The organism is Paenibacillus sp. VCA1 (assembly GCF_031583795.1).
Lineage (GTDB): Bacteria > Bacillota > Bacilli > Paenibacillales > Paenibacillaceae > Paenibacillus_AQ > Paenibacillus_AQ albilobatus.
The window spans coordinates 60,872-86,356 of the sequence record NZ_JAVLSX010000016.1; the positions used below are offsets into that span (position 1 = coordinate 60,872).

21 protein-coding genes and 1 other annotated feature are annotated in these 25,485 nt (G+C 54.7%); all 21 genes read left to right on the forward strand.

Going from position 1 to position 25,485, the window contains the following annotated elements:
* Positions 1 to 24: 24 nt before the first annotated feature.
* The 21 genes from lon to radC all read left to right on the forward strand — a co-directional run bounded on the left by lon (position 25) and on the right by radC (position 25,451).
* Positions 25 to 2,361, forward strand: coding sequence for an endopeptidase La (lon, locus tag RJP21_RS27085; protein WP_310862047.1), 2,337 nt, complete (start codon positions 25 to 27; stop codon positions 2,359 to 2,361).
* Between the two features lie 14 nt (positions 2,362 to 2,375).
* On the forward strand, positions 2,376 to 3,008 hold the full coding sequence (gene yihA / locus RJP21_RS27090) for a ribosome biogenesis GTP-binding protein YihA/YsxC (protein ID WP_310862048.1): 633 nt from the start codon (positions 2,376 to 2,378) through the stop codon (positions 3,006 to 3,008).
* Between the two features lie 347 nt (positions 3,009 to 3,355).
* The gene (locus RJP21_RS27095; RefSeq protein WP_310862049.1) at positions 3,356 to 3,943 is read left to right on the forward strand and encodes a non-ribosomal peptide synthetase module; all 588 of its coding nucleotides are present in this window, start codon (positions 3,356 to 3,358) and stop codon (positions 3,941 to 3,943) included.
* A 434-nt stretch (positions 3,944 to 4,377) separates the two neighbouring features.
* A complete protein-coding gene (gene speD / locus RJP21_RS27100; RefSeq protein ID WP_160045107.1) occupies positions 4,378 to 4,776 on the forward strand; it encodes an adenosylmethionine decarboxylase in 399 nt (132 codons plus the stop codon).
* A gap of 408 nt (positions 4,777 to 5,184) precedes the next feature.
* Positions 5,185 to 5,709, forward strand: a complete 525-nt coding sequence (locus RJP21_RS27105) for an S-adenosylmethionine decarboxylase (RefSeq protein WP_310862050.1) — start codon at positions 5,185 to 5,187, stop codon at positions 5,707 to 5,709.
* A 269-nt stretch (positions 5,710 to 5,978) separates the two neighbouring features.
* Positions 5,979 to 7,373: a glutamyl-tRNA reductase gene (gene hemA / locus RJP21_RS27110; protein WP_310862051.1), complete on the forward strand. Its 1,395-nt coding sequence runs from the start codon at positions 5,979 to 5,981 to the stop codon at positions 7,371 to 7,373.
* A gap of 22 nt (positions 7,374 to 7,395) precedes the next feature.
* A complete protein-coding gene (gene ccsA, locus RJP21_RS27115; protein ID WP_310862052.1) occupies positions 7,396 to 8,217 on the forward strand; it encodes a cytochrome c biogenesis protein CcsA in 822 nt (273 codons plus the stop codon).
* Positions 8,218 to 8,223: 6 nt separating this feature from the next.
* A complete protein-coding gene (locus RJP21_RS27120; RefSeq protein WP_310862053.1) occupies positions 8,224 to 8,871 on the forward strand; it encodes a precorrin-2 dehydrogenase/sirohydrochlorin ferrochelatase family protein in 648 nt (215 codons plus the stop codon).
* Positions 8,872 to 8,873: 2 nt separating this feature from the next.
* Complete coding sequence (gene hemC, locus RJP21_RS27125; RefSeq protein WP_310862054.1) at positions 8,874 to 9,830, forward strand: hydroxymethylbilane synthase; 957 nt, start codon at positions 8,874 to 8,876, stop codon at positions 9,828 to 9,830.
* A gap of 12 nt (positions 9,831 to 9,842) precedes the next feature.
* Positions 9,843 to 11,402: a uroporphyrinogen-III C-methyltransferase gene (gene cobA, locus RJP21_RS27130; protein ID WP_310862055.1), complete on the forward strand. Its 1,560-nt coding sequence runs from the start codon at positions 9,843 to 9,845 to the stop codon at positions 11,400 to 11,402.
* A 35-nt stretch (positions 11,403 to 11,437) separates the two neighbouring features.
* Positions 11,438 to 12,439 carry a porphobilinogen synthase gene (gene hemB / locus RJP21_RS27135; RefSeq protein ID WP_310862056.1) on the forward strand — a complete coding sequence of 334 codons (1,002 nt, stop codon included), beginning with the start codon at positions 11,438 to 11,440 and terminating at the stop codon, positions 12,437 to 12,439.
* A gap of 24 nt (positions 12,440 to 12,463) precedes the next feature.
* Positions 12,464 to 13,765 (forward strand): glutamate-1-semialdehyde 2,1-aminomutase, encoded by a 1,302-nt coding sequence (gene hemL, locus RJP21_RS27140; protein ID WP_310862057.1) that lies wholly within the window; start codon positions 12,464 to 12,466, stop codon positions 13,763 to 13,765.
* Entirely contained in the window at positions 13,762 to 14,667 is a 906-nt protein-coding gene (locus RJP21_RS27145; protein WP_310862058.1) for an RluA family pseudouridine synthase, read from the forward strand. The genes hemL and RJP21_RS27145 overlap by 4 nt, the downstream gene beginning before the upstream one ends.
* A gap of 156 nt (positions 14,668 to 14,823) precedes the next feature.
* The gene (locus RJP21_RS27150; protein WP_310862059.1) at positions 14,824 to 16,137 is read left to right on the forward strand and encodes a LysM peptidoglycan-binding domain-containing protein; all 1,314 of its coding nucleotides are present in this window, start codon (positions 14,824 to 14,826) and stop codon (positions 16,135 to 16,137) included.
* A 183-nt stretch (positions 16,138 to 16,320) separates the two neighbouring features.
* Positions 16,321 to 16,618: a binding site (T-box leader), on the forward strand.
* 82 nt (positions 16,619 to 16,700) lie between these two features.
* Positions 16,701 to 19,367, forward strand: coding sequence for a valine--tRNA ligase (locus RJP21_RS27155; RefSeq protein WP_310862060.1), 2,667 nt, complete (start codon positions 16,701 to 16,703; stop codon positions 19,365 to 19,367).
* A 76-nt stretch (positions 19,368 to 19,443) separates the two neighbouring features.
* Positions 19,444 to 20,820: a bifunctional folylpolyglutamate synthase/dihydrofolate synthase gene (locus RJP21_RS27160; RefSeq protein ID WP_310862061.1), complete on the forward strand. Its 1,377-nt coding sequence runs from the start codon at positions 19,444 to 19,446 to the stop codon at positions 20,818 to 20,820.
* A gap of 4 nt (positions 20,821 to 20,824) precedes the next feature.
* A complete protein-coding gene (gene murC, locus RJP21_RS27165) occupies positions 20,825 to 22,192 on the forward strand; it encodes a UDP-N-acetylmuramate--L-alanine ligase (protein WP_310862080.1) in 1,368 nt (455 codons plus the stop codon).
* A 245-nt stretch (positions 22,193 to 22,437) separates the two neighbouring features.
* On the forward strand, positions 22,438 to 23,682 hold the full coding sequence (locus tag RJP21_RS27170; RefSeq protein WP_310862062.1) for an SPOR domain-containing protein: 1,245 nt from the start codon (positions 22,438 to 22,440) through the stop codon (positions 23,680 to 23,682).
* A 169-nt stretch (positions 23,683 to 23,851) separates the two neighbouring features.
* Positions 23,852 to 24,094: a DUF4321 domain-containing protein gene (locus RJP21_RS27175; protein WP_160045095.1), complete on the forward strand. Its 243-nt coding sequence runs from the start codon at positions 23,852 to 23,854 to the stop codon at positions 24,092 to 24,094.
* Positions 24,095 to 24,119: 25 nt separating this feature from the next.
* Positions 24,120 to 24,722 (forward strand): Maf family protein, encoded by a 603-nt coding sequence (locus RJP21_RS27180; protein ID WP_310862063.1) that lies wholly within the window; start codon positions 24,120 to 24,122, stop codon positions 24,720 to 24,722.
* 39 nt (positions 24,723 to 24,761) lie between these two features.
* Positions 24,762 to 25,451 carry a RadC family protein gene (gene radC / locus RJP21_RS27185; protein WP_160045093.1) on the forward strand — a complete coding sequence of 230 codons (690 nt, stop codon included), beginning with the start codon at positions 24,762 to 24,764 and terminating at the stop codon, positions 25,449 to 25,451.
* The last annotated feature ends 34 nt before the right edge of the window (positions 25,452 to 25,485 follow it).

A 25,485-nucleotide genomic window follows, 5' to 3' on the forward strand; every position in this document is an offset into this window, starting at 1 on the left:
GAACGGCTGGAGGTGCAAAAGCAGATGGGGCTTAGTAAAGCGAAAGGCCGCCGTTTTCCGTTATTGCCTTTGCGAGGCCTTCTGGTCTACCCGAGCATGGTACTGCATCTCGATGTAGGCCGGGAAAAATCGGTCAAAGCGCTGGAAAAAGCGATGGTGGATGATAATTTGATTCTCCTTTGTTCTCAGTCCGAGGTGAACATAGAGGAACCTACGCATGACGATATTTTTCGCATCGGCACGGTTGCCAATGTGAGACAAATGCTCAAGCTCCCGAACGGCACGATCCGTGTCCTTGTGGAAGGCATGGAGCGCGCCGAAATTATACAGTATACCGACAACGAGGAATATTACGAGGTCCTTGCGCGGGAACTGCATGAAGAAGACAGCGGCAATCCGGAAGTGGATGCTTTGATGCGCACCGTTCTGAGCCAATTCGAGCACTATATCAATTTATCGAAAAAGGTGACGCCGGAAACGCTCGCCGCCGTATCCGACATCGAGGAGCCGGGGCGCCTCGCCGACGTGATCACCAGCCATCTGTCGCTGAAGATCAAGGACAAACAGGAAATCCTGGAGACGATCGACGTCGGCAAACGGCTCGAGAAGCTGCTGGATATTCTGAACAACGAGCGGGAAGTGCTGGAGCTCGAGCGCAAGATCAACCAACGGGTCAAAAAGCAAATGGAAAAGACCCAAAAGGAATATTATTTGCGCGAACAGATGAAGGCGATCCAGAAAGAGCTGGGCGAGAAGGAAGGGCGCGCCGGAGAAGTCGAGGAACTGCGCGAGCAGATGGCGAAACAGGAGCTGCCTGAACGGGTGAAAGAGAAGGTCGAGAAAGAAATCGACCGGCTGGAAAAAATGCCCGCAAGCTCCGCGGAAGGCGGCGTCATCCGCAACTACGTCGATTGGCTGCTTGCTTTGCCTTGGAGCACCAAAACCGAGGATGATCTCGATATCCATAAAGCGGAGCAGGTGTTGAACGAAGACCATTACAGCCTGGATAAGCCGAAAGAGCGGGTGCTGGAATATTTGGCCGTGCAGCAGCTGGTCAAAAAGATGAAGGGGCCGATCCTTTGCTTGGTAGGTCCTCCGGGCGTCGGCAAAACGTCGCTTGCCCGTTCCATCGCAAGATCCTTAAACCGGAAGTTCGTCCGCATTTCGCTGGGCGGCGTCCGCGACGAAGCCGAAATCCGCGGCCATCGCCGCACCTATGTCGGCGCCATGCCGGGCCGGATCATTCAAGGAATGAAAACGGCGGGAGCGTTAAACCCGGTTTTTCTGCTGGATGAAATCGACAAAATGGCTTCCGATTTCCGCGGAGATCCTTCGGCAGCACTGCTGGAGGTACTCGACCCGGAACAGAACAACACGTTCAGCGACCATTTTATCGAAATTCCGTTCGATCTGTCGCAGGTCATGTTCATTACGACCGCCAACGCGATTCACAATATTCCGCGGCCGCTTCTTGATCGCATGGAAGTGTTGAACATTCCGGGCTACACGGAACTGGAGAAATTGCAAATCGCCAAGCGTTATCTGCTGCCGAAGCAGAAACGGGAGCATGGGCTGCAGGATGAGCAGCTGCAAATCGGCGAAGACGCGCTGCTTAAAGTCGTCAGGGAATATACCCGCGAATCGGGCGTCCGGAACTTGGAACAGCAGGTAGCCGCCCTTTGCCGGAAAGCGGCCAAAAAAATCGTATCGGGCGAATCGGAGACGATTGCGATCGGACCGGACGACGTCAAGGATTATTTGGGCGCACCGAAGTTCCGTCACGGCGTGGCCGATCTGGAAGACCAGATAGGTACCGTAACGGGCCTGGCCTGGACCGAGGTGGGCGGCGAAACGTTAATAATCGAAGTAACGGTCGTGCCGGGCTCCGGTAAGCTGACGCTCACCGGCCAACTCGGCGATGTGATGAAAGAGTCCGCGCAGGCTGCCTTCAGCTATACCCGCAGCAGAGCGGCGGAACTCGGGATCGATCCGGAGTTTCACGAGAAAAACGATATCCACATTCACATTCCTGAAGGCGCCATTCCGAAAGACGGCCCGTCGGCCGGCATAACGATCGCGACCGCCCTTATTTCGGCTCTTACCAAAAAACACGTCTCCAAGCATGTGGCGATGACCGGAGAAATTACGCTGCGCGGACGGGTGCTCCCGATCGGGGGATTGAAGGAAAAATCGCTTGCCGCTCACCGCGCCGGCTACAAAAAAATACTGCTTCCGAAAGACAACGAACGGGATCTGCGCGATGTTCCCGACAGCGTCCGCGATGAAGTGGAGTTCATTCCGGTATCCCATATGGACCAAGTCCTGAAGCATGCGCTCGTGGAGCAGACGGAAGTGCACTAGAGAGGAACTTTACGATGAAAGTAACCCAAGCAGAATTTGTTATCAGTGCCGTCGGCCCTGACCAATATCCAGTGGACGCCTTGCCGGAGATTGCTCTGGCAGGGCGTTCCAATGTAGGCAAATCTTCGTTGATCAACCGCATGATCAACCGCAAAAATTTGGCCCGAACGAGTTCGACGCCGGGCAAAACCCAGCATTTGAACTATTACCGCATCAATGAGGAGCTGTATTTCGTCGATTTTCCGGGGTACGGCTACGCCAAAGTGTCGAAAACGCAGCGGCAGGTTTGGGGCAAGATGATCGAAAAATATTTGCTTGAGCGGGAAACGCTGAAGCTGGTTCTGCTCGTGGTGGATCTTCGCCATCCGCCGACCAAGGACGACGAGTTGATGTACGACTGGTTGAAGCATTATGACATTCCGGTCTGCATCGTCGCCACGAAAGCCGATAAAATCCCGAAAACGCGGTGGCAAAAGCATGTCAAGCAGATGAAAGACGCACTCTTGCTGCGGAAAACGGACGCTTTTATTATGTTTTCGTCGGAAACCGGCGTCGGAAGGGACGAACTCTGGGCGCACATTACGTCCGTATCCGGCCTGGAACGCGAAGAGCCTTTGCCGGCAAAAACGGAGCAAAACCCCGAATAACGGAACAATAGCCGGCGCATTAGCCAGATATTTTAAGCGTATCGCGTAGGGATTCAGACTTTAACCGGCAGGAAAGTGAGCATCCCGCCAAAAGTGTGCCCTAAAATCCGGTTTAATCCGTTTTTTTATGAAATATGAAGAAAATTCATGGTTCCGGCTGCAAGCAATCGATTTGTGATGTGCTGTATAATAATACTAAAGCATGGATCAGCCGGAAGCGAATCTGCGATCCGAATCCATGGGGCAAGCCCGCGTTTAAGCGGAAATTTTTCTTCCGACCATAGAAATGCTTCGATCATGTTCGAACCGTATTTCTATCGTCATCACAAAGAATTGAGGAGATTTTTATGGCTCAGCGGTTAGCCACGGAGTATGTGAAAGCCACATTACAAATGTCGGAGCTTCAATTGAACCAGTTTATGCATTCGGCTGAATGCTGCCACGTGCACGTCATTGTGAAAGTGCTCGGCAGCGGAGGACAAGAAATTGTGCTTGAAGACGAAAGCGGCGAGGAGGTTCATTTTCCTCTCGAAAGTAAGAATGGCCAATACTTCTGTGAGTTGTCATGCCGCTTGGTGAATCCCCGTTTGACGAATCTGGTGCGCAAGCTTTTTACCGACTGCAAAGGAAACGGCGTCGTGAAACGTATTTATCAAGGATTCACGATGTTGTATTATTATGAACAGGGTTCCGTCCGGAAGATTGAGGAAGCGACCGCTTCCGGCCGCAAATTGGTGTATCAATACAAACATACCGCAGGCGAACTTCAGCGGGTTTATCAGCTGAACGACGTCGAGCAGGAAATATCCCGGCTTTACCAGGACATCGATTATTGGCTCGATGAACGCAACAAGGCGGAAACGAGCGACGAAGTCGCCCGAATCGACGAGAAGCTGCGGCAAGGGGCCGCAAAATGGTTCGCATTAGAGGCCTAATCCATAGATGAAACGGGGAACTCCTTCGCACAAGAAGGGGTTCCTTTTTTGCGTGATTCATGGTTCGGAAATAAGGGCAAGTATTGAAGCCATGGGCGCGGAGTTCACAGCTGCAGACGTCTCGAAAATCAGGTGGAAAACCTTGCGGACAAACGACCGCAAACAACGTTGAAACGCCGTTGAAACGCCGTTGAATTGCTTGTTGAAGCCGGGACACGCCATCAGAAAATAAAACGCCCGGAGTTTTAAAAAAAGTATTGCAATTCGCCCTGATAGATGTTATTTTTAAACTCGTTGAAAAGAATATATTAGGAACCAGGATTCACTCAGGACATTGAATGTTGCGAGAGATTATTCCCTCGGGAAGTGAATGACGTAGGTCCTAGCGGATGAAATTTTCAAACATTTTATTCCTAGGAAGGGGGAACCGGAAGATGGAATACTCAACTTTCGGAAGACACGTTGCTGTTGATACTTGGGGAGTCGACTTCGATATGCTGAACGATGCGGAGTTTTTGCAAGCCCAACTGGTTGAGGCTGCCGAAACATGCGGCGCAACAGTGATGTCGGTACAATCCAAGCAATTTGAACCTCAAGGGGCGACAGTGCTTGTTTTGCTGTCGGAAAGTCACCTCTCGATTCACACGTATCCCGAGAGAGGATTTGCAGCGATCGATTGCTACACCTGCGGCGAAACCGTCGATCCACAATTGGCAATCGATTACCTGGTATCCGTATTGAAACCCGAAAAAACGTATGCGAAAAAGCTTGTACGCGGATTGGGCGAATTGAAGGTGGAAACGCCGGAAATCGAACAAGTCGAGCTGGTATAGTAGGCCGCGGCGCTTAACAATTGATAATGAGTCATAACCATGGAGGCTGCCCTCCATGGTTATTTGTTTTGCGGGTCCCCAATATACTTTAAAAGTATGGAACAAGCTCATCTATATAGAATGAATTAAAGTTTTTGCTTGTCATTCCTTGATCCACAGGGAATATCCGTTTCAAGGATGTGACTTACTTTAATTCAATCTATCTATATAGAATGAATTAAAGTTTTTACTTGTCATTCCTTGATCCACAGGGAATATCCGTTTCAAGGATGTGACTTACTTAATTCAATCTATCTATATAGAGTGAACTAAAGAAATGAAGGCTATAGGGCCGCATCGGGCCCTTTTAACAGGAAGTTGGATGCAAACTTTAGTTCAATCTGTCTATGAATCAAAGGGGGCTCGCCAATGAAAAGACGGGGTTTCAGGGATTTGCTGTTTTTGGGCTTGATGGTGGTGCTGGTCGGGCTGCTGGTTATCCAAGGGTACCGGATGATGCGGCCGCAAACGGAACATGCGGATGCCGGGCGTATGCTGTACGAGGTATCGCTTTTTCAGATGCAGGTGTTGAACACTTCGCTGTTGGATGCCGCGGACAGCGGCGATACGAACGGTTTGAACGCGCTGAAGCTGGCGGCTTATTCGGCCGCGTATACCCACGACAGACTGGCCAATGCGCTGGGCAGAAACAACCTTTACGCCTTTCCGGCGCTTGGCGGTCTGGTGGATGCCATCACGTCCTGGCAGATCGGAGGAAACCGGCCGCTTCGGGAAGAGGAGAAGGAGCTGCTTCGGGAGTACGGCGGGTTGTTTTCGGGCGCGCTCCAGTCCTATCAGCAGCTGCTGAGCGAAAGCGGGCATGTCATTTCCTCGAAAAACGATGAATTGAAAAAAACGGGCAAGCAGCTGGCCGAGCTGGTCAAGGGGAAATAAGGAGCGCCGGTCGTATAAACCGGAACAGTTTTTGGCAAGATAGTAAAATGCTTTAGGCAATGCGTGTATTTTTTCATAAACAATTCATAAAATCGTGCAGGGGATCCGGACAACTGTGCTATACTAAATATAGCAACTCGACAAAAGCTGCAATTGGATCCGGTGCAGGATTTGAATAATTTTGCGCGGACTTTTCAAAAGCGGATGCTTGGAAAAGCGACCGCAAAACTCGTTGTTTGAAACGAAAGCTTAGGCAGGTGAACATGTTAATGCATATCGTCGTTGTCGGATTGAACTATCGTACAGCGCCTGTAGAAGTAAGGGAACGTTTCACGTTCGAGCAGAACGAACTGCCGGAAGCGCTCAGCCAGCTTATGCAGACGAAGAGCGTCATGGAAGGTGTTATCGTTGCCACGTGCAATCGAACGGAAATTTATGTCGTGGTGGACCGCTTGCACATGTGCGGACATTTTATCCGCAGTTTTATGGAGCAGTGGTTTGACATTCCGCGCGAGGAATTTACCCGGCATTTATATATATATGAAAATGAACGGGCCATCTCCCACCTGTTCCGCGTAACCTGCGGATTGGATTCGATGGTCATCGGTGAAACGCAAATTTTGGGCCAGATCCGTTCGGCGTTTCTGCTCAGCCAGCAGGAAAAAGCGACGGGAACCTGGTTTAACATGCTCTTTAAGCAGGCGGTTACGCTGGGCAAAAGAGCGCATTCGGAAACCTCCATCGGGGAAAGCGCCGTTTCCGTCAGCTATGCGGCCGTAGAGCTGGGCAAACGGATTTTTGGCATGTTTGACAACAAAAAGGTGATGATCCTCGGCGCAGGAAAAATGAGCGAGCTTACGGTCAAACATTTGTACGCGAACGGTGCCGAAGAGGTTATCGTCGCCAACAGAACGCTCGCCCGCGCCGAAGAGCTTGCCAGCAAGTTCGAAGGGACTCCATGCACGATGGAACAGGCGATGCAGCGGCTGCAGGATGTGGATATCCTGATCAGTTCCACGGGAGCCAAGGATTACGTTCTCGACCGGGCGCAGGTCAGCGAAAGCATGAAGAAACGCCAATCCCGTCCGCTATTTATTATCGACATTGCCGTTCCGAGGGATATTGACCCGGCGATTGCCGATTTGGACAACGTCTTCCTGTACGATATTGACGACTTGGAAGGGATTGTCGAAAGCAATCTGGAAATGCGCAAGGCCGAAGCGGCCAAAATCGAAGTGATGATCCGCCATGAAATGGGCGAGTTCCAGCAATGGTTGAAAACGCTGGGCGTTCGACCGGTCATCCGCGCTTTGCAGGAAAAATCCTCGGCGATTCACGAAGAAACGCTTCAAAGCTTGTTCAACAAGCTGCCGGAGCTGGATGAACGCCAGCGCAAAGTCATCCACCGTCTGACCAAAAGCATCGTCAACCAAATGATGCATGATCCGATCAACCGGATCAAGGAGCTGACGGCAGAGACAAACGGAAACGAGGCGTTGGAATACTTCACGCATATTTTTGCGCTTGAAGACCAGCTGCAGGACGCCGGGCAGGCGAAGGACGGCCTTCGCAGCAAGTCCGGAACCTCAAACGAACCCGGCAGGGAAAAGCATGAGCACAAACCGTTTGCCATTAAAGGATCGCTGACGCCAGCAGGCCTGTAATCGGCTGTCAGGGGGAGTGGACATGCTCACTGGATTTTATGATGCAGGAATTTATATTTATGCCCTGAGCCTTCTGTTTTTTATCTCGGATTGCATACGACGCAATCGGGGCGCGAAGCGGATGGGTACAGGGCTTCTTGCCGTAGTCGGCATTTTGCAGGCGGGAGCGTTGTTTAACAGAGCTATGGAGGAACATACGCTTCCGATTTTTACGCCTTTCGATTTTTTGCTGCTGCTGGCGTTCAGCCTTGTCGTGGCGGCTCTAATCATGAATTTGCTGCAGCGGGCGGAGTTTGCCGTGCTGCTGCTGAGCATCATCGGCTTCGGCGTGCAGGTGTTGAACCGGCTGTGGTTTTCGCCGGGCAACAACCCGCTGAAAACTTGGGAAACGGTACACGGATTGCTTGTCCTTCATATTACGCTCGCTAATCTAAGTTTCGTCATTTATACCATCGCGGCGGTTTTTGCGCTGATGTACCTGTTCCTTCACCGAAAATTGAAAGGAAAGAAATGGACGGACACGGTGCGGCGCCTCCCCAGCCTTGAAATACTCGACAAATATGCTTATTCGCTTGCTTTCATCGGGACGCCCGTGTTGACCGTTTCCTTTATCGTCGCGGTGCTGTCGGTCGTCTCCGAAGGCAGGATCAACTTGCTTCTAGATTTGAAGGTGCTTGCGACGCTTGCGGGGCTCGGGTTTTATTATTTCTATCTGTTCAAGAAACGCTCGCAGCAGCATACGGGAACGTTGATGGCGAAATGGCTGCTGACGGGCTATCTGTTTATCATCATCATTTTTGTGTTGAATTCATGGTCCGATTTTCATCGCTGGAGTGGGGAGTGATGCGGCGTGAAGTCGTATATGCCGATCATGCTGGATTGTGCGGGACGCGTCTGCGTCGTGGTCGGTGGCGGGCGGGTCGCCGAAAGAAAGGCGGGCGAGCTGCTCGCCTGCTCCGCGCTTGTGACGGTCATCAGCCCTCGGATTACGCCGGTCCTGAAGCAGCGTCATGAGCAGGGAGAGCTCCGTTGGTTGTCCCGGAAATATGCGCCGGGAGATCTGGAAGGGGCGTTTATGGCGCATGCCGCCACAAACGATCCGGAAGTGAACCGCTCCGTCGCCGAGGAAGCCGCCGGCCGCGGCATTCTGGCCAACGTGGCGGATCGTCCGGAATCGGGAAACTTCATCCATCCGAGCGTCCTTCGCCGGGGGCGGCTTTTGATCGCCGTTTCGGCTTCGGGAGCCGGGCCGCTTGCGGCGAGCACGATCCGGAGAAAGCTGGAGGAACAATTCGGTACGGAATACGAGGCTTATCTCGATTGCTTATATGAAATGCGAAAAACGATCAAGGAGCAGGTTTGCGATCCGGCGGCACGGCAAAAGCTGTTAAAAAAGGCAAGCGGACCGGACATGCTTGACGCTCTGCGGCGGGACGGCTTCGCCTGCTGGAGCGCGGAGAGAATCAGGCAGTGGATCGACGACAACCAGGAGGAATAGAAATGCGGACAATCGTAGTAGGCAGCAGACAAAGTGCGCTGGCACTGACACAAACGGGACAGGTCATCGACGACCTGAAAAAGCTTTGCAAGGAGCATGGCTTCGAATTTGATTTCGAGGTGAAAAAAATCGTAACCAAAGGCGACCGCATTTTGGACGTCACGTTGTCCAAAGTCGGGGACAAGGGACTGTTCGTCAAAGAAATCGAGCAGGCGATGCTTGACGGGGAAATCGACATGGCGGTGCACAGCATGAAGGACATGCCTTCGGTTTTGCCGGATGGACTGATCAACGGCGCGGTGCCGCGCCGGGTGGATCCACGCGACTGTCTCATCACGCTGGACGGCAAAAACATTGATGAGCTGCCGCAAGGCGCGAAAGTGGGGACTAGCAGCCTCCGCCGCTCCAGCCAGCTGAAGGCGTACCGTCCAGACCTGACGCTCGAGCCGGTGCGCGGCAACATCGATTCACGCCTGAAAAAGCTGGAAACGGAAGGATTTCAGGCGATTTTGCTGGCTGCGGCCGGTTTGTACCGCATGGGCTGGGAGGATCGGATCACGGCTTATCTTCCGGTTGAAACCTGTCTGCCTGCCGTCGGGCAAGGGGCGCTGGGCATCGAATGCCGCGGGGACGACGAGGAGCTGCTGAAGCTGCTGGCCTTGTACAACGACAAGGAATCCGAGCTGACCGTGGCGGCGGAACGCAAATTTTTAGGCGTGCTGAACGGCGGCTGCCAAGTTCCGATCGGGGCGCATGCAGTCTTGGTTAAAACGACGGAGGATTATTCCCCGGCCGGACAACATGTCATACAATTGACGGGAATGGTCGGCTCCCCGGACGGAGACGTCATCCTGAAAGAAACGATGACCGGGACCGATCCGGACAAGCTTGGGGAGGACGTAGCCCGGAAGCTGATTGAACGCGGAGCGGAGGCAATTCTCGAACAAGCCAGGGAGTAAGGGGATGAGGAGATGGCGGGAAAAGTATATCTGGTTGGAGCAGGCCCCGGCCACGCCAAGCTGATCACGGTGAAAGGCATGGAATGTCTGCAAAAAGCGGATGTGGTGGTCTATGACCGCCTTGCAGCCCCGCAGCTGCTTGGGGCGGTCAAACCGGGAACGAAGAAAATTTACGTCGGCAAGCTGCCGGACCGGCATACGATGAAGCAGGAGGAAATCAACCAGCTGCTTGTCGACTTGGCGAAGGAAGGCCATACCGTCGTCCGGCTGAAAGGCGGCGATCCGACGATTTTCGGGCGCGTCGGGGAAGAAGCCGGGCTGCTGAAGAGAAACGGAATTGCTTACGAAATCGTGCCCGGCGTCACGGCGGCCATCAGCGTTCCCGCTTATGCCGGCATCCCGGTGACCCATAGGGAAATGGCTTCGTCGCTTTCCATCATCACCGGGCATGAAAGCCCGGACAAGCTGGACCGCATGATCGATTGGGAGCGGGTTACCCATGCGACGGGGACGCTTGTGTTTATGATGGGCGTGTCCAAGATCGGCTATATTGCGGATCAGCTCATGAGGTACGGCCGCCCCGGCAGCACGCCGGTAGCGCTCGTGCGATGGGGAACGCGCGCCGAGCAGGAGACGCTGACGGGAACGCTGGCGGATATCGAGCAGCGGGTGTCGGCCGCAAACTTTCAGCCGCCGGCGGTTATCGTCGTCGGCGATGTCGTTCTGCAAAGGGAGCAGCTGAAATGGGCCGAATTTCTTCCCTTGTTCGGCAAACGGATCCTCGTGACCCGCGCAAGATCGCAGGCATCCAAACTCTCGGAGCGGATCGACGAGCTGGGGGGCGAAGCCTATGAATTTCCGGTCATCGAAACGGTATATCCTGAGGACCGGGAGATGCTTCAACAGATCGAAGACGCCTTTCAAAGGCTTGAAAGTTATGATTGGGTATTTTTCACGAGCGTCAACGGCGTGGAATATTTTTACCGGCATCTACAGGAACAAGGCCGGGATATCCGGGCGCTCCACCGGGCGAGCATAGCCGCGGTCGGGCCGGCCACGGCCGATGCGCTGAAACAGCGCGGCATCGTTCCGGTCGAGCTTCCGGGGCGTTTCCAGGCCGAAGGAATGATCGAAACTTTAGGCGACCTGCTGAAGCCGGGGCAGCGGGTTCTGCTTCCGCGGGGCGACCTTGCGCGCGCCTGGTTGCCGGAGAAGCTGGCCGAAATGGGGCTTGAGGTTGCTGCCATAGATACTTATCAGACCGTCGTAAGTCGAGATGAGGACGAGGAGCTTCTGAAGCTGCTTGAGGAAGGGGCCATCCATGTGGTGACCTTTACCAGTTCTTCGACCGTAACGAATCTGATCGCCAAGCTGAAGCAGATGGGCGTGCAGGATCCGGTCCGGCTGCTGAACAAAGCGGAAGCCGCCTGCATCGGGGAAATCACGGCCAAAACTGCCGCCGAAGCGGGGCTACGCGTCAGTGTGGTGGCCGAACAGGCGACGATTGACGGACTGCTCGACTCCCTTTGTTCATATCTGAGCGATAAACAGGGGCAAGAACAAGCAAAATGAACAGCAAGCATGAACGACACAGGAGGTAATGAATCATGAGTTTTCCGATTGTAAGACACCGCCGTTTGCGTCAGTCGGCTGGCATGCGCAATTTGGTGCGCGAAACCGTGCTGAACGTAAACGATTTGATTATGCCGATTTTCGTAACCCACGGTACGGGAGTGAAAAACGAAATCTCTTCCATGCCGGGAATTTATCATTTTTCGCTGGACATGTTGAAGCCCGAAGTGGACGAAATCGTGGCCCTTGGCATCCCTGCCGTGCTGTTGTTCGGCATTCCCGAAACGAAAGACAGCGTGGGCACATCGGCGTTTGTGGAGGACGGCATCGTACAGGAAGCGACCCGTTTGATCAAAAAATGGTACCCGAACCTGCTTGTCGTAGCGGATACCTGCCTGTGCGAATTTACCGACCACGGCCATTGCGGCATGGTTCATACGTTCGAAGTGGACGGCCAGGTCCATGGCGACGTCATGAACGACGAATCGCTGGAGCTGCTTGCGAAAACCGCCGTCTCCCAGGCGAAAGCCGGAGCGGATATCATCGCTCCGTCCAACATGATGGACGGATTCGTGCAGGCGATTCGCGCCGGGCTGGATGAAGCCGGATTCGAACATGTGCCGATTATGTCGTATTCGGTCAAATACGCTTCCGCTTTTTACGGACCGTTCCGCGAAGCGGCCGATTCCGCGCCTCAGTTCGGGGACCGCAAAACGTACCAAATGGATCCGGCGAACGCCCGCGAAGCGCTGCGCGAAGCCGAAACGGACGTGCTGGAGGGCGCGGACATGCTGATGGTCAAACCGGCGCTCGCCTATATGGACATCATCCGGACGCTGAAGGATCAATTCGATTTGCCGCTGGTCGCTTACAACGTAAGCGGCGAATATTCGATGGTGAAAGCTGCCGCGCTGCAAGGCTGGATCAACGAAAAGGCCATCGTCGAAGAAATGCTGACCGGCATGAAACGGGCCGGCGCCGACATCATCATAACGTATTTCGCCAAAGACGCCGCCCGCTGGATGCAGGAGCGCTAAATCTTATATACGGGAGTGACGTTCATGAGCAATATGAATGGTAGACGGAAAGAAGAGGCTTCCCGCGCTGCGTTTGAAGAAGCCAAGCAATATCTTCCCGGCGGGGTGAACAGCCCCGTGCGGGCTTTCAAATCGGTAGGCCTGACGCCGATTTACGTGGACCGCGCCCAAGGATCGCGGATTTACGATATCGACGGCAACAGCTTTATCGATTACATCGGCTCTTGGGGTCCTCTCATTATGGGCCACGCCCATCCCGAAGTTATTTCGGCCATTCAGGAAACGGCGGCCAAAGGAACCAGCTTTGGCGCACCCACCTTGATCGAAACGGAGATGGCCAGACTGGTCTGCGAGCGGGTTCCGTCCATCGACGTCGTGCGGATGGTCAATTCCGGCACGGAAGCGACGATGAGCGCGATCCGGCTTGCCCGCGGCTATACGGGACGCGGCAAAATCGTGAAATTCGAAGGCTCATATCACGGCCATGCGGACAGCCTGCTGATCAAAGCGGGCTCCGGCGTAGCGACGCTTGGCCTGCCCGACAGCCCCGGCGTGCCGGAAAGCGTGGCGACGAACACGATTACCGTGCCGTACAACGACCTGGAATCGGTGAAGGTGGCTTTCGAACGTTTCGGCGAAGAAATCGCCTGCGTCATCGTCGAGCCGATCGCCGGCAACATGGGGGTCGTGCCGCCGCTCCCCGGCTTTTTGCAGGGACTTCGCGACATTACGACCCAATACGGCAGCCTGCTGATCTTCGACGAGGTTATGACCGGCTTCCGCGTACATATCAACTGTGCGCAGGGCTTGTTCGGCATTACGCCTGACCTTACCTGTCTAGGCAAAGTCATCGGCGGCGGCCTGCCTGTCGGAGCATACGGCGGAAAACGCGAGATTATGGAGCAGGTCGCTCCGTCCGGACCGATCTACCAGGCGGGTACGCTCAGCGGCAACCCGCTGGCGATGGTGGCCGGTTATACGACGCTGAAGCTGCTGACGCCGGCGGTTTACGACCAGCTTGAAGAACGCGCCTCGCGCCTTGCGGCCGGATTCGAGAAAAACGCCAAAGAGCTTGGCGTTCCCGTAACGCTCAACCGGATCGGCTCGATGGTGTGCCCATTCTTCACGGAAGGGCCGGTCGTGAACTATGATACGGCGAAAGCCAGCGATCTTCAGCGTTTCACGAAATATTTCGCCAATTTGGTGCAGGAAGGCATCAGCGTGGCGCCTTCCCAATTCGAGGGCATGTTCGTTTCGGCCGCCCACAGCGTCGAGGATATCGACGCGACCATCGCCGCCAACTACAATGCCCTGAAAAATCTGTGACGGCGTGGCGCCGCCGCGGCGAGTGGCTGGAGCTGACCCCGGGGAAAGTTCTGACCGGGGCTTCCGACAGGAATGAGGCTACGGTACAGTGGCTGCTGCAGACGCTGGGAATGCCGGAAAAGCTGCTTCGGCAGCTGCAGGCCAACAAAGGGATCGAATGGAGGGGGGACCGGCTTCGGCTGGCCCTCTTTCCCGTTCGGCCGGCGGGCATAAAGCCCGTTTGGCGGGAACTGGACGTGCTGTACGAGGATGATTTTTGCCTGGTCGTCCATAAACCGGCAGGCATGAACATCCACCCGGACGGCCGAAAAGACGAAATGGAGCAGCCGACGCTGGATCATGCGGTCGCCGCTTATTATCAAATGCAGGGCGAGGATGCGGCCGTCAGGCACATCCACAGGCTGGATCAAGATACGTCCGGCCCGGTGCTGTATGCGAAAAACGATTGGGCCCAGCTCAAACTGGACGAAGATATGCGTCATAAACGCATCGCCCGCAGCTACGCCGCGTTCGTCCAAGGGAAGGTGTCCGCCGATTTGAAAGTGATCGATCTGCCGATCGGCAAAGACCGCCACCATAAGCAGCGTCGGCGCGTATCGCCTACGGGCCAACATGCCGTTACCCGCGTACGATTGGGCGAGACGTACCGAAACGCCTCGCTTGTCCATTTGGAGCTGGAGACGGGGCGCACGCATCAAATCCGGGTCCATCTCAGCCATCTGGGTCATCCGCTTCTCGGGGATTCCCTATACGGAGGAAGCACGGCCCTGATCGGCAGACAGGCGCTGCATGGGGAACGGCTTGCCTTTACCCATCCTTTTACGGGCGAACGGATCGAAATTGACGATCCCTGGCCAGACGATCTGCGGCAGCTTGGGCAGAAGCTGTCAACCATACAATGAAATAGATGAAAATATAGAGACGCAAATCGCCGGACGGGCGCAAAAATGGAATGCCCTTCTATTTGGAGCATATAGATTAAATGAGTAACGCTTTTTGGGGCTCATGCCGTGAGGAAGCTCATGGTTAGAAATATGCCGAAAGGAGGACATCATTCCGTGTTTGACCAGTCCTACGGTTTGCGTTTTGACATTTATGAACGGATTCATTTATCGGAAGAACTGCCGGGAATAGCCGAGCTGGAAGAAGTCGAGCTGCTGCCCCATATCCAGGTCATCAGTCAGGATGAACAGGTTGCGCTCCGCGGCCATTTGATGCTAACCGGCTTGTACAGGGGCGACGGGGAGGATGATAACGGTACCCAGAAGCTGGAGCATCTTATTCCCGTCGAAATTACGGTTCCGGCGAATCGCGTATCTTCGCTGGACGAGATTTCCGTGGAGATCGAAAACTTCGACGTGGATCTTTTGTCCAAACGGAGCATGAACATTACGGGCGTTCTTTCGCTCCGCGGCATCGAAACGGCGGCGAGCGAGCCGGCATCGTCATGGAGTGCCGATGAATTTACGGTTGTACATGCGTCCGAGGATCCCGCGGAGGATCCGGTGCTTGCCGCTTTTTTGGAGGAAGGGGAGACGAGCGCCCATGAGGAGGAAGCCAGGGAGCCGTACGATGCGGCAGCGGCGGATGACGGGGAGACGGAGGCGTTTGCAGCCGAAGATACTGCCGCAGCGGAAGCTGCAGGCAGTCCAAGCGAAACCGAAACGCAGCCGGACAACGAACCGGCGGCCGTACAGCGTATTGCCGAAGAGGAGCCGCCAGCTGAGGAGGCGCCTGCACCTGCCGCGTTACATACGGACAAGGAATCCGGGGAGCGCGGCGGCAAGGGCCATGTTCAGTCAAACGTTTGGCATTTTGAGCATGAGGACGAATCGGAGCTGCTGCATCCCGAAAAAACGGCGATACAAGCGAACGAGGAACCGGAAAAGGACCTCTACCTGACTTCAGCCGAGCAGGAACAACCCTTTGAGCCCTCCTTCCCGTTCAGCGCTTTTCACCAGGAACCGGTGCCGCAGGAAGAAGCGCCGGAGGACGAACGGGAACCCCGGGTTGCGTTCGGCAGCAAAAAGGAACAGCAATCCGGCGAAAAGGAGCCGATCGGTTTTTCCTCGCTATTGTCGTCGAGCCGTTCGCTGAAAGATCAGGAGCAGCAGGCTACGCCGGAAGAGCCGAAGGCGGAGGAAGCGGAAAGGGAATCGACCGGCAGCGATGAAATCCAGTGGCAGAATCTCTTTCTCGGAAGCAGCTCGGAGAAAAATCAATTCCGGAAAGTGCGGCTTTGCATCGTTCAACGGGAAGAAACGCTCGAGACCATTGCAAACCGCTATCAATTGACCGCCCGCGAAATTTTGCTGCACAATCGCTTGACGGATCAAACCGTCGAGGAAGGACAGATTTTGTACATCCCGTAAGATTGCCTTAAAAAGCGTCCGGCTTTCAAAAGAGCCGGGCGCTTTTTTGCCGTTTCCATGGCGGAACCTGTTTAAGAAACATGCATATGTTAATAATAATCCTTAAAGTCTATTGACTTTAGGCGAGCAGTCCCGTTATGTTGACTAAAGTCGATAACCAAGTTATGATGAGTATATATTTTGTCAAGAACGATGATCGGGAATAGTAGGATTGACATGCCCTTCAGAGAGCGGAATTGCTGCGCTGAGAGATTCCGCAGGATGCTGTTTCAACCGAAGTCGCCCGGGAGTTGTCTGCTTGATCCCTTTCGCTTTTGCGCTCGGGTTAGGGCATGGCCGGCTGCAGCCGTTATCTGCATGAAGTGTCGCGTACATGATGGCAGCCTTCCGTATGGAAAGAAGCCGCATGCATCAGGCTTGGCATTTGGCCATGGCGCGAAACAAAGGTGGTACCGCGAAAGAACAGCCTTTCGTCCTTTGAGGACGGAAGGCTTTTTTGTTTTTTTTGCCAAGGATTGATTGCAATCCTGAAGAAGCCGATCTTGTGATGGAGGAGTAAGAATATGACAGAGCAGGACAACAAATTGACGACAGAGATGCCGACGACTTATGATCCGAAGGCAGCCGAAGAGAAGTGGTACAAATATTGGATTGACGGCGAGTTTTTCAAGGCGGGGCAGCGCAAGGACGCGAAGCCGTACACGATCGTCATCCCGCCGCCGAACGTCACCGGCATGCTGCATATCGGGCACGCGCTCGATTTTACGCTGCAGGACATTCTGATCCGCACCAAGCGGATGCAGGGGTATGACGTGCTGTGGCTTCCGGGGTCTGACCATGCCGGCATCGCCACCCAAACGAAGGTGGAGCAGAAGCTGCGCGAGGAAGGCGTATCCCGTTACGACCTGGGCCGGGAGAAGTTCCTGGAAAAGGTATGGGAGTGGAAGGACAAATATGCGGAAACCATTCACGACCAGTGGGCGAAAATGGGCTTCTCCCTCGACTATTCCAGGGAACGTTTTACGCTGGACGAGGGTTTGTCCAAAGCCGTGCGCGAAGTATTCGTCAAGCTGCATGAAAAAGGGCTCATCTACCGCGGCAAACGCATCATCAACTGGGATCCGGCCGCCCGTACGGCGTTGTCGGACATCGAGGTCGAATATAAAGAGGTGCAGGGTCACCTGTATCATCTCTCCTATCCTCTGAAGGATGGAAGCGGGCATATCACGGTTGCGACGACACGTCCCGAAACGATGCTCGGCGACACCGCCGTCGCGGTTCATCCGAAAGACGAACGTTACAAGGACATGATCGGAAAAATGCTCGTGCTGCCGATCGTCGGGCGCGAAATCCCGATCATCGCCGACGAGTACGTCGACAAGGAATTCGGAAGCGGAGCGGTAAAAATTACGCCTGCCCATGACCCGAACGATTTCGAGGTCGGCCTGCGCCATAACCTGCCGCAAATTACGGTGATGGACGAAACGGGCACGATGAACGATCAGGCCGGCAAATACGAAGGACTTGACCGCAGCGAATGCCGCAAGCAGATCGTCCAGGACTTGAAGGAGCAGGGCGTTCTGATCCGGATCGAGGACCATGTCCATCAGGTTGGGCATAGCGAGCGCACCGGGGCCGTCGTAGAGCCTTATTTGTCCACGCAATGGTTCGTCAAAATGCAGCCGCTCGCCGAAGCCGCCATCGAAGCGCAGAAGTCGGGCAAAGGCGTTAACTTCGTGCCGGAACGCTTCGAGAAAACCTATTTGAATTGGATCGAAAACGTTCGCGATTGGTGCATTTCCCGCCAGCTTTGGTGGGGACACCGTATCCCGGCTTGGTACTGCGACGACTGCGGCGAAATCCATGTCGCCTATAACGACGTTGAAAAATGCTCCAAGTGCGGCTCCGGGAACCTCCACCAGGACGAAGACGTCTTGGATACGTGGTTCAGCTCCGGATTGTGGCCGTTTTCGACGCTGGGCTGGCCTGACCAAACCGACGATTTGAAACGCTACTATCCGACGGATGTGTTGGTGACCGGCTACGACATCATTTATTTCTGGGTTGCCCGGATGATCTTTACCGCGCTTGAATTTACGGGAGAAATTCCGTTCAAGGACGTGCTCATGCATGGCCTGGTCCGCGATCCGGAAGGCAAAAAGATGTCCAAATCGCTCGGCAACGGCGTCGATCCGCTGGACGTCATCGAGAAGTACGGAGCCGACGCGATGCGCTACATGATTTCGACAGGCAGCACGCCGGGGCAGGATCTGCGCTTCCGCTGGGAACGCGTTGAGCAGGCACGGAATTTCGCGAATAAGATCTGGAACGCCTCGCGTTTCGCCCTGATGAATCTTGAAGGGTTCAGTTATGACGACATCGACATTAGCGGCGAGCTGAGCACGGCCGACCGCTGGATTCTGCACCGCCTGAACGAAACTTCCCGGGACATCACGCGTCTAATAGATGCCTATGAATTTGGCGAAACCGGCCGCTTGCTTTATAACTTCATCTGGGATGACCTCTGCGACTGGTATATCGAATTTTCGAAGCTGTCGCTGTATGGAGACGACGAGGCAGCGAAGAAAACGACAAAATCGGTGCTTTCCTACGTGCTCGACCGCACGCTGCGCATGATCCATCCGTTTATGCCGTTTATCTCCGAGGAAATTTGGCAGCATCTTCCGCATCAGGGCGAAACGATCACGCTGGCCGCTTGGCCTGAATATGATCCGGCCCTCGAAAATGCCGATGCCGCCCGCGAAATGTCCTTGCTGATGGATGTCATCCGCGCCGTTCGCAACATCCGGGCCGAAGTGAACGTGCCGATGAGCAAAAAGGTCGAGCTCATGCTTAACGCCGGGGACGACCAAACGCTCCAAATCGTGAACCGCAATGAAATTTATGTACAGCGCTTCTGCAACACGTCGAGCTTTAAGGCGGGAACCGGGCTCGAAGCGCCGGACAAGGCGATGACCGCGGTCGTCACCGGGGCCGAGCTTTACCTGCCTTTGGCGGGACTCATCGACATCGATCAGGAGATCGCCCGCCTCGAGAAAGAGCTGAAACACCTGAACAGCGAAGTGGAACGCGTCGAAAAGAAACTTGGCAACCAAGGTTTCGTATCCAAAGCGCCCGCCAAAGTGATCGAAGAGGAAAAGGCGAAAATGGCGGACTATGCCGAGAAGCGTAGCAAGGTGCTCGCGCGGATCGAAGAACTGAAGGGCTGAGTTTTATAAGGAACCTGCTGCCCCGGGCGCGCCTCGCGTCCGGGGATCAAATAAATTTCAGAAGGTGAAATGGCACATGGGAGAACAATTAGAAGGCTTCTCTAATTTGCGTACTTATGCGGAAGCCGCCGACTGGATTAACGGGCTGATCCCTTTCGGAATACGGCCGGGCATGGCCAGAATCGAAACCATGATGGAGATGCTGGGCAACCCGCACCGTCGGCTGAAATTCATTCACGTCGCGGGGACAAACGGCAAAGGCTCGACCTGCGCGTTTTTGACCCGGGTGCTTCTGCAAAGCGGTTATACCGTGGGAACGTTCACTTCCCCTTACATCACCAAGTTCACGAACCGTTTTCAATACAACGGCGAGGACATTCCCGAAGAAACGCTACTGGCGCTTGCCAACCGGCTGTATCCGATCGTTCAGGAGATTGCGGCGACCGAGCTCGGATCCCCGACGATGTTCGAGGTTTCGACGGCGCTTGCGATTTTGTATTACGCTGAAGAATGCGTGCCGGATATCGTCGTATGGGAGACCGGTCTTGGGGGAAGGCTGGATGTAACCAATATCGTATACCCGGTTGTTTCGGTCATCACGAACATCGGCATGGACCATACCGACATTCTTGGAGATACGGTCGAGCAAATCGCTTTCGAAAAAGCGGGGATCATCAAGCCGGGCGTGCCGGTGGTGAGCTGCGTACAGCAGCCGGAGGCCGTCGAGGTTTTGCGCAAAAAGGCGGAAGAATGCCGCACGACGCTTTATTTGGCGGGGGAAAAATTCACGTTTGAATATACGGGCAATCACGGGCCGTACCAATCCTTCCATTTTAGCGGCCCTTTTCGGGAATACGATATTGAAATCGGCATGAAGGGCGAATACCAGATTGCCAACGCGGCCGGGGCGCTGATGGCTCTGGAGGTTTTAAGGCAATACATGGCTTTTGTCATGGAAGAGGAAGACATTTTGAAAGGGTTCCGGGAAACGGCATGGGCCGGACGCATGGAAGAGATTACTTCCGGCTCCGCGCCGCGCATCGTGCTGGACGGAGCCCACAATCCGGAAGGCGCGGAATCCTTGCGGAAAAGCATCGAGCGGCACTATCCGCATAAACGGTTAAATTTGATGATGGGAATGCTGGCGAATAAGCATCATGAATCCTATTTGAAGCATATACTTCCTATAGTGGATACGCTTATCCTGACCGAGCCGGACTTCCGGAAAAAAATGGACGCTGCTGCGCTGCGCGACATCGCGGAGGGGCTGAAGCATTCCTACGGCAAACCGGATTTGCAGATCATCGTCGAACCGGACTGGAAAAACGCGCTGGAACTACTTAAGTCACGGACAGAAGCGGAGGATTTGGCGGTAGTATCCGGCACGCTTTATTTAATTTCGGATGTGCGGGCCGCTCTGCTGGGTCAAACCGATTCTGAAAAAGGTTGGTGAAAATCTGTTGAATTCTGAACATGTTCATTTTATCGGTATTGGTGGCTACGGGATGAGCGCCATTGCACGGGTTATGCTGGAAATGGGATACAAGATCACGGGTTCGGACGTGGCTTCCCAGGAATTAACGGAAAAATTGGCGGCCAAAGGCGCCAAAATTTATATCGGACATACGGCCGAGCAGGTACACGGGGCGGATTTGGTCGTATATTCGACGGCTTTGCCGAAAGACAACGTGGAACGGGTTGAAGCGGAGCATTTGAACATTCCGGTTCTGCACCGGTCGCAAATGCTGGCGAGATTGCTCAACGAACGCAAAGGCGTTGCGGTAGCGGGCGCTCACGGCAAAACGACGACGTCCTCCATGATCGCTTTGGTGATGGAAGAATGCGGCGTCGATCCGACGTATATCATCGGCGGGGAAATCATGAACGTGGGCACGAACGCCAAAGCAGGCAAAGGGGATTTTGTCGTGGCCGAAGCGGATGAAAGCGACGGCTCGTTTCTGCAATATCACCCTTGGCTCGGCATCGTGACCAACATCGAAGCCGACCATCTTGAAAATTACGACGGCGATTTTGAAAAGCTGAAAAAAGCTTACGTTCAGTTTCTGAATCAGATCCGCGAGGACGGCACGGCCGTCGTATGCGCGGATGACGACAATATCCAGGCGATCATTCCGGGCATCCGCTGCCAGGTGGCAACGTACGGCATTGACGACGTGAATGCGGAGTATACGGCAACCGACCTGGCGCTTGGCGACCGCCAAGTTTCGTTTACGATGAACCACAAAGGCCAGCCGCTTGGCACGGTGCAATTGTCGGTGCCGGGCCGCCACAACGTATACAACGCGATGGCGACGGTCATTTCCTGCCTGAAGGCGGGAGTTCCGTTCGAGTCAATCGTTGCCGCCATCTCGAAGTTTCATGGGGCGAAGCGCCGGTTCCAGGTGCTGGGCGAAAAAAACGATATTCTGATCATTGACGACTACGCCCACCATCCGACGGAGATCGAAGCCACGATCAGCGCGGCCAAAGCGACGGGCAAACGGATCATCGCCATATTCCAGCCGCAGCGGTACACCCGCACCTTCTTCTTGTTGGATGCGTTTAGCCGCGCATTCGGCGAGGCGGATGAGGTGATCATTACCGACATTTATTCGCCGGCGGGAGAAAAGCAGATCGAAGGCGTGCACTCCTCGAAGCTGGTGGAACTGATCGTGCAAAACAGCAACGGCGGGGCCAGATACCTTCCGACCAAGGAGGACGTGCTGGCCGACCTGAAGCAGAGAATCAATCCGGGAACTCTCGTGCTTACGATGGGGGCCGGTGACATATGGAAGGTCGGCTATCAGCTGGCGAAGGAGCTGTAGCCCTGCAAGGGCCGCGGCTTACATAGATTTGGAACGGATTTCGGAAAAAGGGCTTTCCAGGCCGCGGCGTTTGCTGCGGCCTGGAGGCCCTTTTTGGCTTTGGTTATAGAGACCGGTTCCATCTTCGCCGAATCGTCTGCCGGTCGGCTTTTGTCTTGCAGCCCGTCCTCTTTTCGCAGGTTGCGGCAGCATAAGTTCGGACAATCCGTCATATATTCCTTGTAATAGAGACAAGGGTGAGGTGTATGACCGTGAACAAGGCGAGAATGACTTTCCGGTTCAATCAGGAAAACCCGCGTGAGCCGGATGCTCCGCAGGAAGAAAAGAAACCGGCGGCGCAAACGTTCAAACCGATGCCGGAGAAGGAACGCGCGCCGAAGAAGTCGGCCATCGTGGAGCCTCCGCGGCAGGAGCATCAACAGGATGTGCCGGGCAAAAACCGGGACCACTTGCACGTCGTGTCGGGATCGATGCAGGGCTGGTCGGATCCTTTCCATAAAGACGAACCTTGGGACGAGCTGCTTTCGGGATGGCCGAGGGACGACCGTAAAGAGGAGCGCCGCCGGGATCGGCCGGAAGATGCGGAATTCCATGATTTTGAGGCCGGCCGTTCAGGGGAATGGCGAGACTTGGCCGACGACATATATCCGGAGCGGGGGGAGATTTCTTATCGGCCAAGACGTCCGACGTCGTTGTGGAAGATGATCGGAACGATTACGGGCGCGGTTGTCACCGGGGCGCTGTTCGGTTTCGTCATTTTAACCTTTTTTAAGGACGGGTCGGGCGGCGCCAATGTCCCTGTAAAGCCGGTGTCGGAAAACGCGGCAAAAAGCACGGCAGGGCAAGCCCAGGCCGCACCCGTCGCCGTTTCGATCAAAGGAGAGTCGTATTATATGCTTCAATATGGCGTTTTCAGCAGCGGGGAGCGGGCCGAGCAGGCAAAAAAAGAACTCGAGCAATACGGTATCGCCGCAGGAATCGACCCGGACCAGAAAAGCCGCGTGTATGCCGGCATTTCGGCCGACCGCGAACAGGCCAAGCTGTTGAGCAGCCAGCTTAAAAGCCAGGGCGTCGAGCTGTACGTGAAGGAAATAACGATTCCGGCGGTCAGCGAGCTGAAGTTTGCCGGCGATGCGGACACGGCAAGACGTTATTTCGAGACGAGCTCCGAGCTGGCGTCGAAGCTGAGCCGCCTTTCCGCGGCGCTCCTGAGCAAGGAAAAGGCGACGGCGCTGAATGAGGGCGATGAGGCCGCCATAACCGACGTCCATAGCCGCTGGACCGAAGCGATCAAGTCGTTCCAGACCGGATTGGGGCAAGAAGAGGAACAACTGGGGGCGCAAATCGAGCAAACGATGAACAGCGCGGTTTCGGCGCTGACGGAATACAAGCGCAACGCGAACAAGTCGCTGCTCTGGGAGGTGCAGTCCCGGATCATGCAATACGTCATGCAGCAAAAGGAACTGATTTCCAGACTAGGAAAAGCGTAAGTACCGCGTTTGAAGCGCATGAAGGAGTTTGTATGCCCAAAAATTCAAGTAACAGAGCGCATCCGGCATGGAATTGGAAATAGTTCCCCATGCCGGATTTCTGTTTGTATTGCCGTTCAAATAACCGTATAATAAATTGGGTGTCAAATTATGGCGAGGGAAGAGAAGGATGAAAAAAAACGTAGGTATACTGCTCTTGTTTTTGCTGCTTGGCTGGCTGGCGGGTGCTTGGATCGCAAAGGCCCTGGAACCTGTACAAGCCCTCTCCTTTCTGACCGCTTCCACGAAGCTGGAGTGGTCTCCGCAAGCTAATTTGGACATTATCAGCTACGACATCACCATTAAATTCAAAATGAGCCTGCTAAGTTTGATCGGCATCATCGTCTCCGTGTGGCTGTATCGCAGGCTGTAACTACAAGACAAAGGAGATCCTTTCATTGAAATCAAACCATTCGCGCCGGGTCGTCCTGGCATCTACCTCACCCAGAAGGCAGGAGCTGATCGCTTCTCTACATATTCCGTACGAGATTCATCCGAGCCATGCCGATGAACATACTCCAACCGACTGGACCCCCGATCAGATCGTAGAAGGTTTGTCGCTTCGCAAAGCCAAAGCCGTTTACGAGCAAATCGGCGGCCCGTCCGAAGATGCGGTCATCGTCGGAAGCGACACGATCGTTGTGCTCGGGGACCGAGTCCTCGGCAAACCTGCTGACGATGCGGACGCCTTTCGCATGCTGAAATCGTTGCAGGGGAGAACCCATCAAGTATATACGGGCGTTGCTTGCATAGACGCGGCTACGGGACAATCGCTCGTTCGGCACAAAATGACGCGGGTCGTCATGAAGGAGCTGACGGACGCGAAGATCGAAGCCTATATCCGAAGCGGCGAACCTCGCGACAAAGCGGGGGCTTACGGCATTCAAGGCCTCGGTTCCACGCTCGTCGAAAGCATCAAGGGCTGTTATTTTACCGTCGTCGGTTTGCCCGTTTCGCTGCTGAGCGACATGTTGTCGGAATTCGGGATCGACGTCCTTTGAACGTGGATGAGATTTGAGTGAAAGGAAAGTAGGGGAATTATGGAGCCGCAATTGTATATGCTGCGCGACATCCCCCATCAGGAACGACCGAGAGAACGCATGCTGCAGTATGGGGCCAGCGCTTTAAGCAACGCTGAACTTCTCGCCATTTTGCTGCGGACGGGAACGAAGCAGGAGTCCGCGATCCATTTGGCGCAGCGCATTTTGCAGCAGGTCGGCAGCATGCGCCGGCTTGTGGACATGAGCGCCGAGGAATTGATGGCCATCAAAGGCATCGGCAGCGCCAAAGCCGTCCAGCTGAAAGCCGGAATCGAGCTTGGGCAGCGCCTGGCCCGGACCCGCATGGACGAGCCCGTCGTCATCCGCAGTCCGCGCGATGCGGCGGACGTGCTTATGGAGCAGCTGCGTTACTTGCAAAAAGAACATTTTGTTTGTCTGTTTTTAAATACGAAAAATCACATTATTGCTCAAGAGACGCTTTCAATCGGCAGCTTGAATGCCTCCATCGTCCACCCGCGCGAGGTGTTCCGCGCCGCGATCAAGCGAAGCAGCGCTTCGATCCTGTGCGCACACAACCATCCGAGCGGCGATCCGGCCCCAAGCCCCGAAGACATTTCCCTCACTTCAAGACTGAAGGAAGCGGGAGAAATCGTGGGGATCGAAGTGCTGGATCATTTGATTATCGGCGACGGGGAATTCGTCAGTTTGAAGGAGCAAGGCTTGATGTAATATAATAGTTGAGATTGACAAGGAAAGGGAGATT

What these genes read in the sequence shown, in the direction of transcription:
- RJP21_RS27160 (WP_310862061.1), top strand. Translation starts at nt 19,444, where the DNA reads ATGGGAGAACAATTAGAAGGCTTCTCTAATTTGCGTACTTATGCGGAA.
- RJP21_RS27170 (WP_310862062.1), top strand. Translation starts at nt 22,438, where the DNA reads ATGACCGTGAACAAGGCGAGAATGACTTTCCGGTTCAATCAGGAAAAC.
- cobA (WP_310862055.1), top strand. Translation starts at nt 9,843, where the DNA reads ATGGCGGGAAAAGTATATCTGGTTGGAGCAGGCCCCGGCCACGCCAAG.
- radC (WP_160045093.1), top strand. Translation starts at nt 24,762, where the DNA reads ATGGAGCCGCAATTGTATATGCTGCGCGACATCCCCCATCAGGAACGA.
- RJP21_RS27105 (WP_310862050.1), top strand. Translation starts at nt 5,185, where the DNA reads ATGAAAAGACGGGGTTTCAGGGATTTGCTGTTTTTGGGCTTGATGGTG.
- hemA (WP_310862051.1), top strand. Translation starts at nt 5,979, where the DNA reads ATGCATATCGTCGTTGTCGGATTGAACTATCGTACAGCGCCTGTAGAA.
- hemC (WP_310862054.1), top strand. Translation starts at nt 8,874, where the DNA reads ATGCGGACAATCGTAGTAGGCAGCAGACAAAGTGCGCTGGCACTGACA.
- hemL (WP_310862057.1), top strand. Translation starts at nt 12,464, where the DNA reads ATGAGCAATATGAATGGTAGACGGAAAGAAGAGGCTTCCCGCGCTGCG.
- yihA (WP_310862048.1), top strand. Translation starts at nt 2,376, where the DNA reads ATGAAAGTAACCCAAGCAGAATTTGTTATCAGTGCCGTCGGCCCTGAC.
- speD (WP_160045107.1), top strand. Translation starts at nt 4,378, where the DNA reads ATGGAATACTCAACTTTCGGAAGACACGTTGCTGTTGATACTTGGGGA.
- RJP21_RS27095 (WP_310862049.1), top strand. Translation starts at nt 3,356, where the DNA reads ATGGCTCAGCGGTTAGCCACGGAGTATGTGAAAGCCACATTACAAATG.
- RJP21_RS27175 (WP_160045095.1), top strand. Translation starts at nt 23,852, where the DNA reads ATGAAAAAAAACGTAGGTATACTGCTCTTGTTTTTGCTGCTTGGCTGG.
- ccsA (WP_310862052.1), top strand. Translation starts at nt 7,396, where the DNA reads ATGCTCACTGGATTTTATGATGCAGGAATTTATATTTATGCCCTGAGC.
- RJP21_RS27155 (WP_310862060.1), top strand. Translation starts at nt 16,701, where the DNA reads ATGACAGAGCAGGACAACAAATTGACGACAGAGATGCCGACGACTTAT.
- lon (WP_310862047.1), top strand. Translation starts at nt 25, where the DNA reads ATGGGGCTTAGTAAAGCGAAAGGCCGCCGTTTTCCGTTATTGCCTTTG.
- hemB (WP_310862056.1), top strand. Translation starts at nt 11,438, where the DNA reads ATGAGTTTTCCGATTGTAAGACACCGCCGTTTGCGTCAGTCGGCTGGC.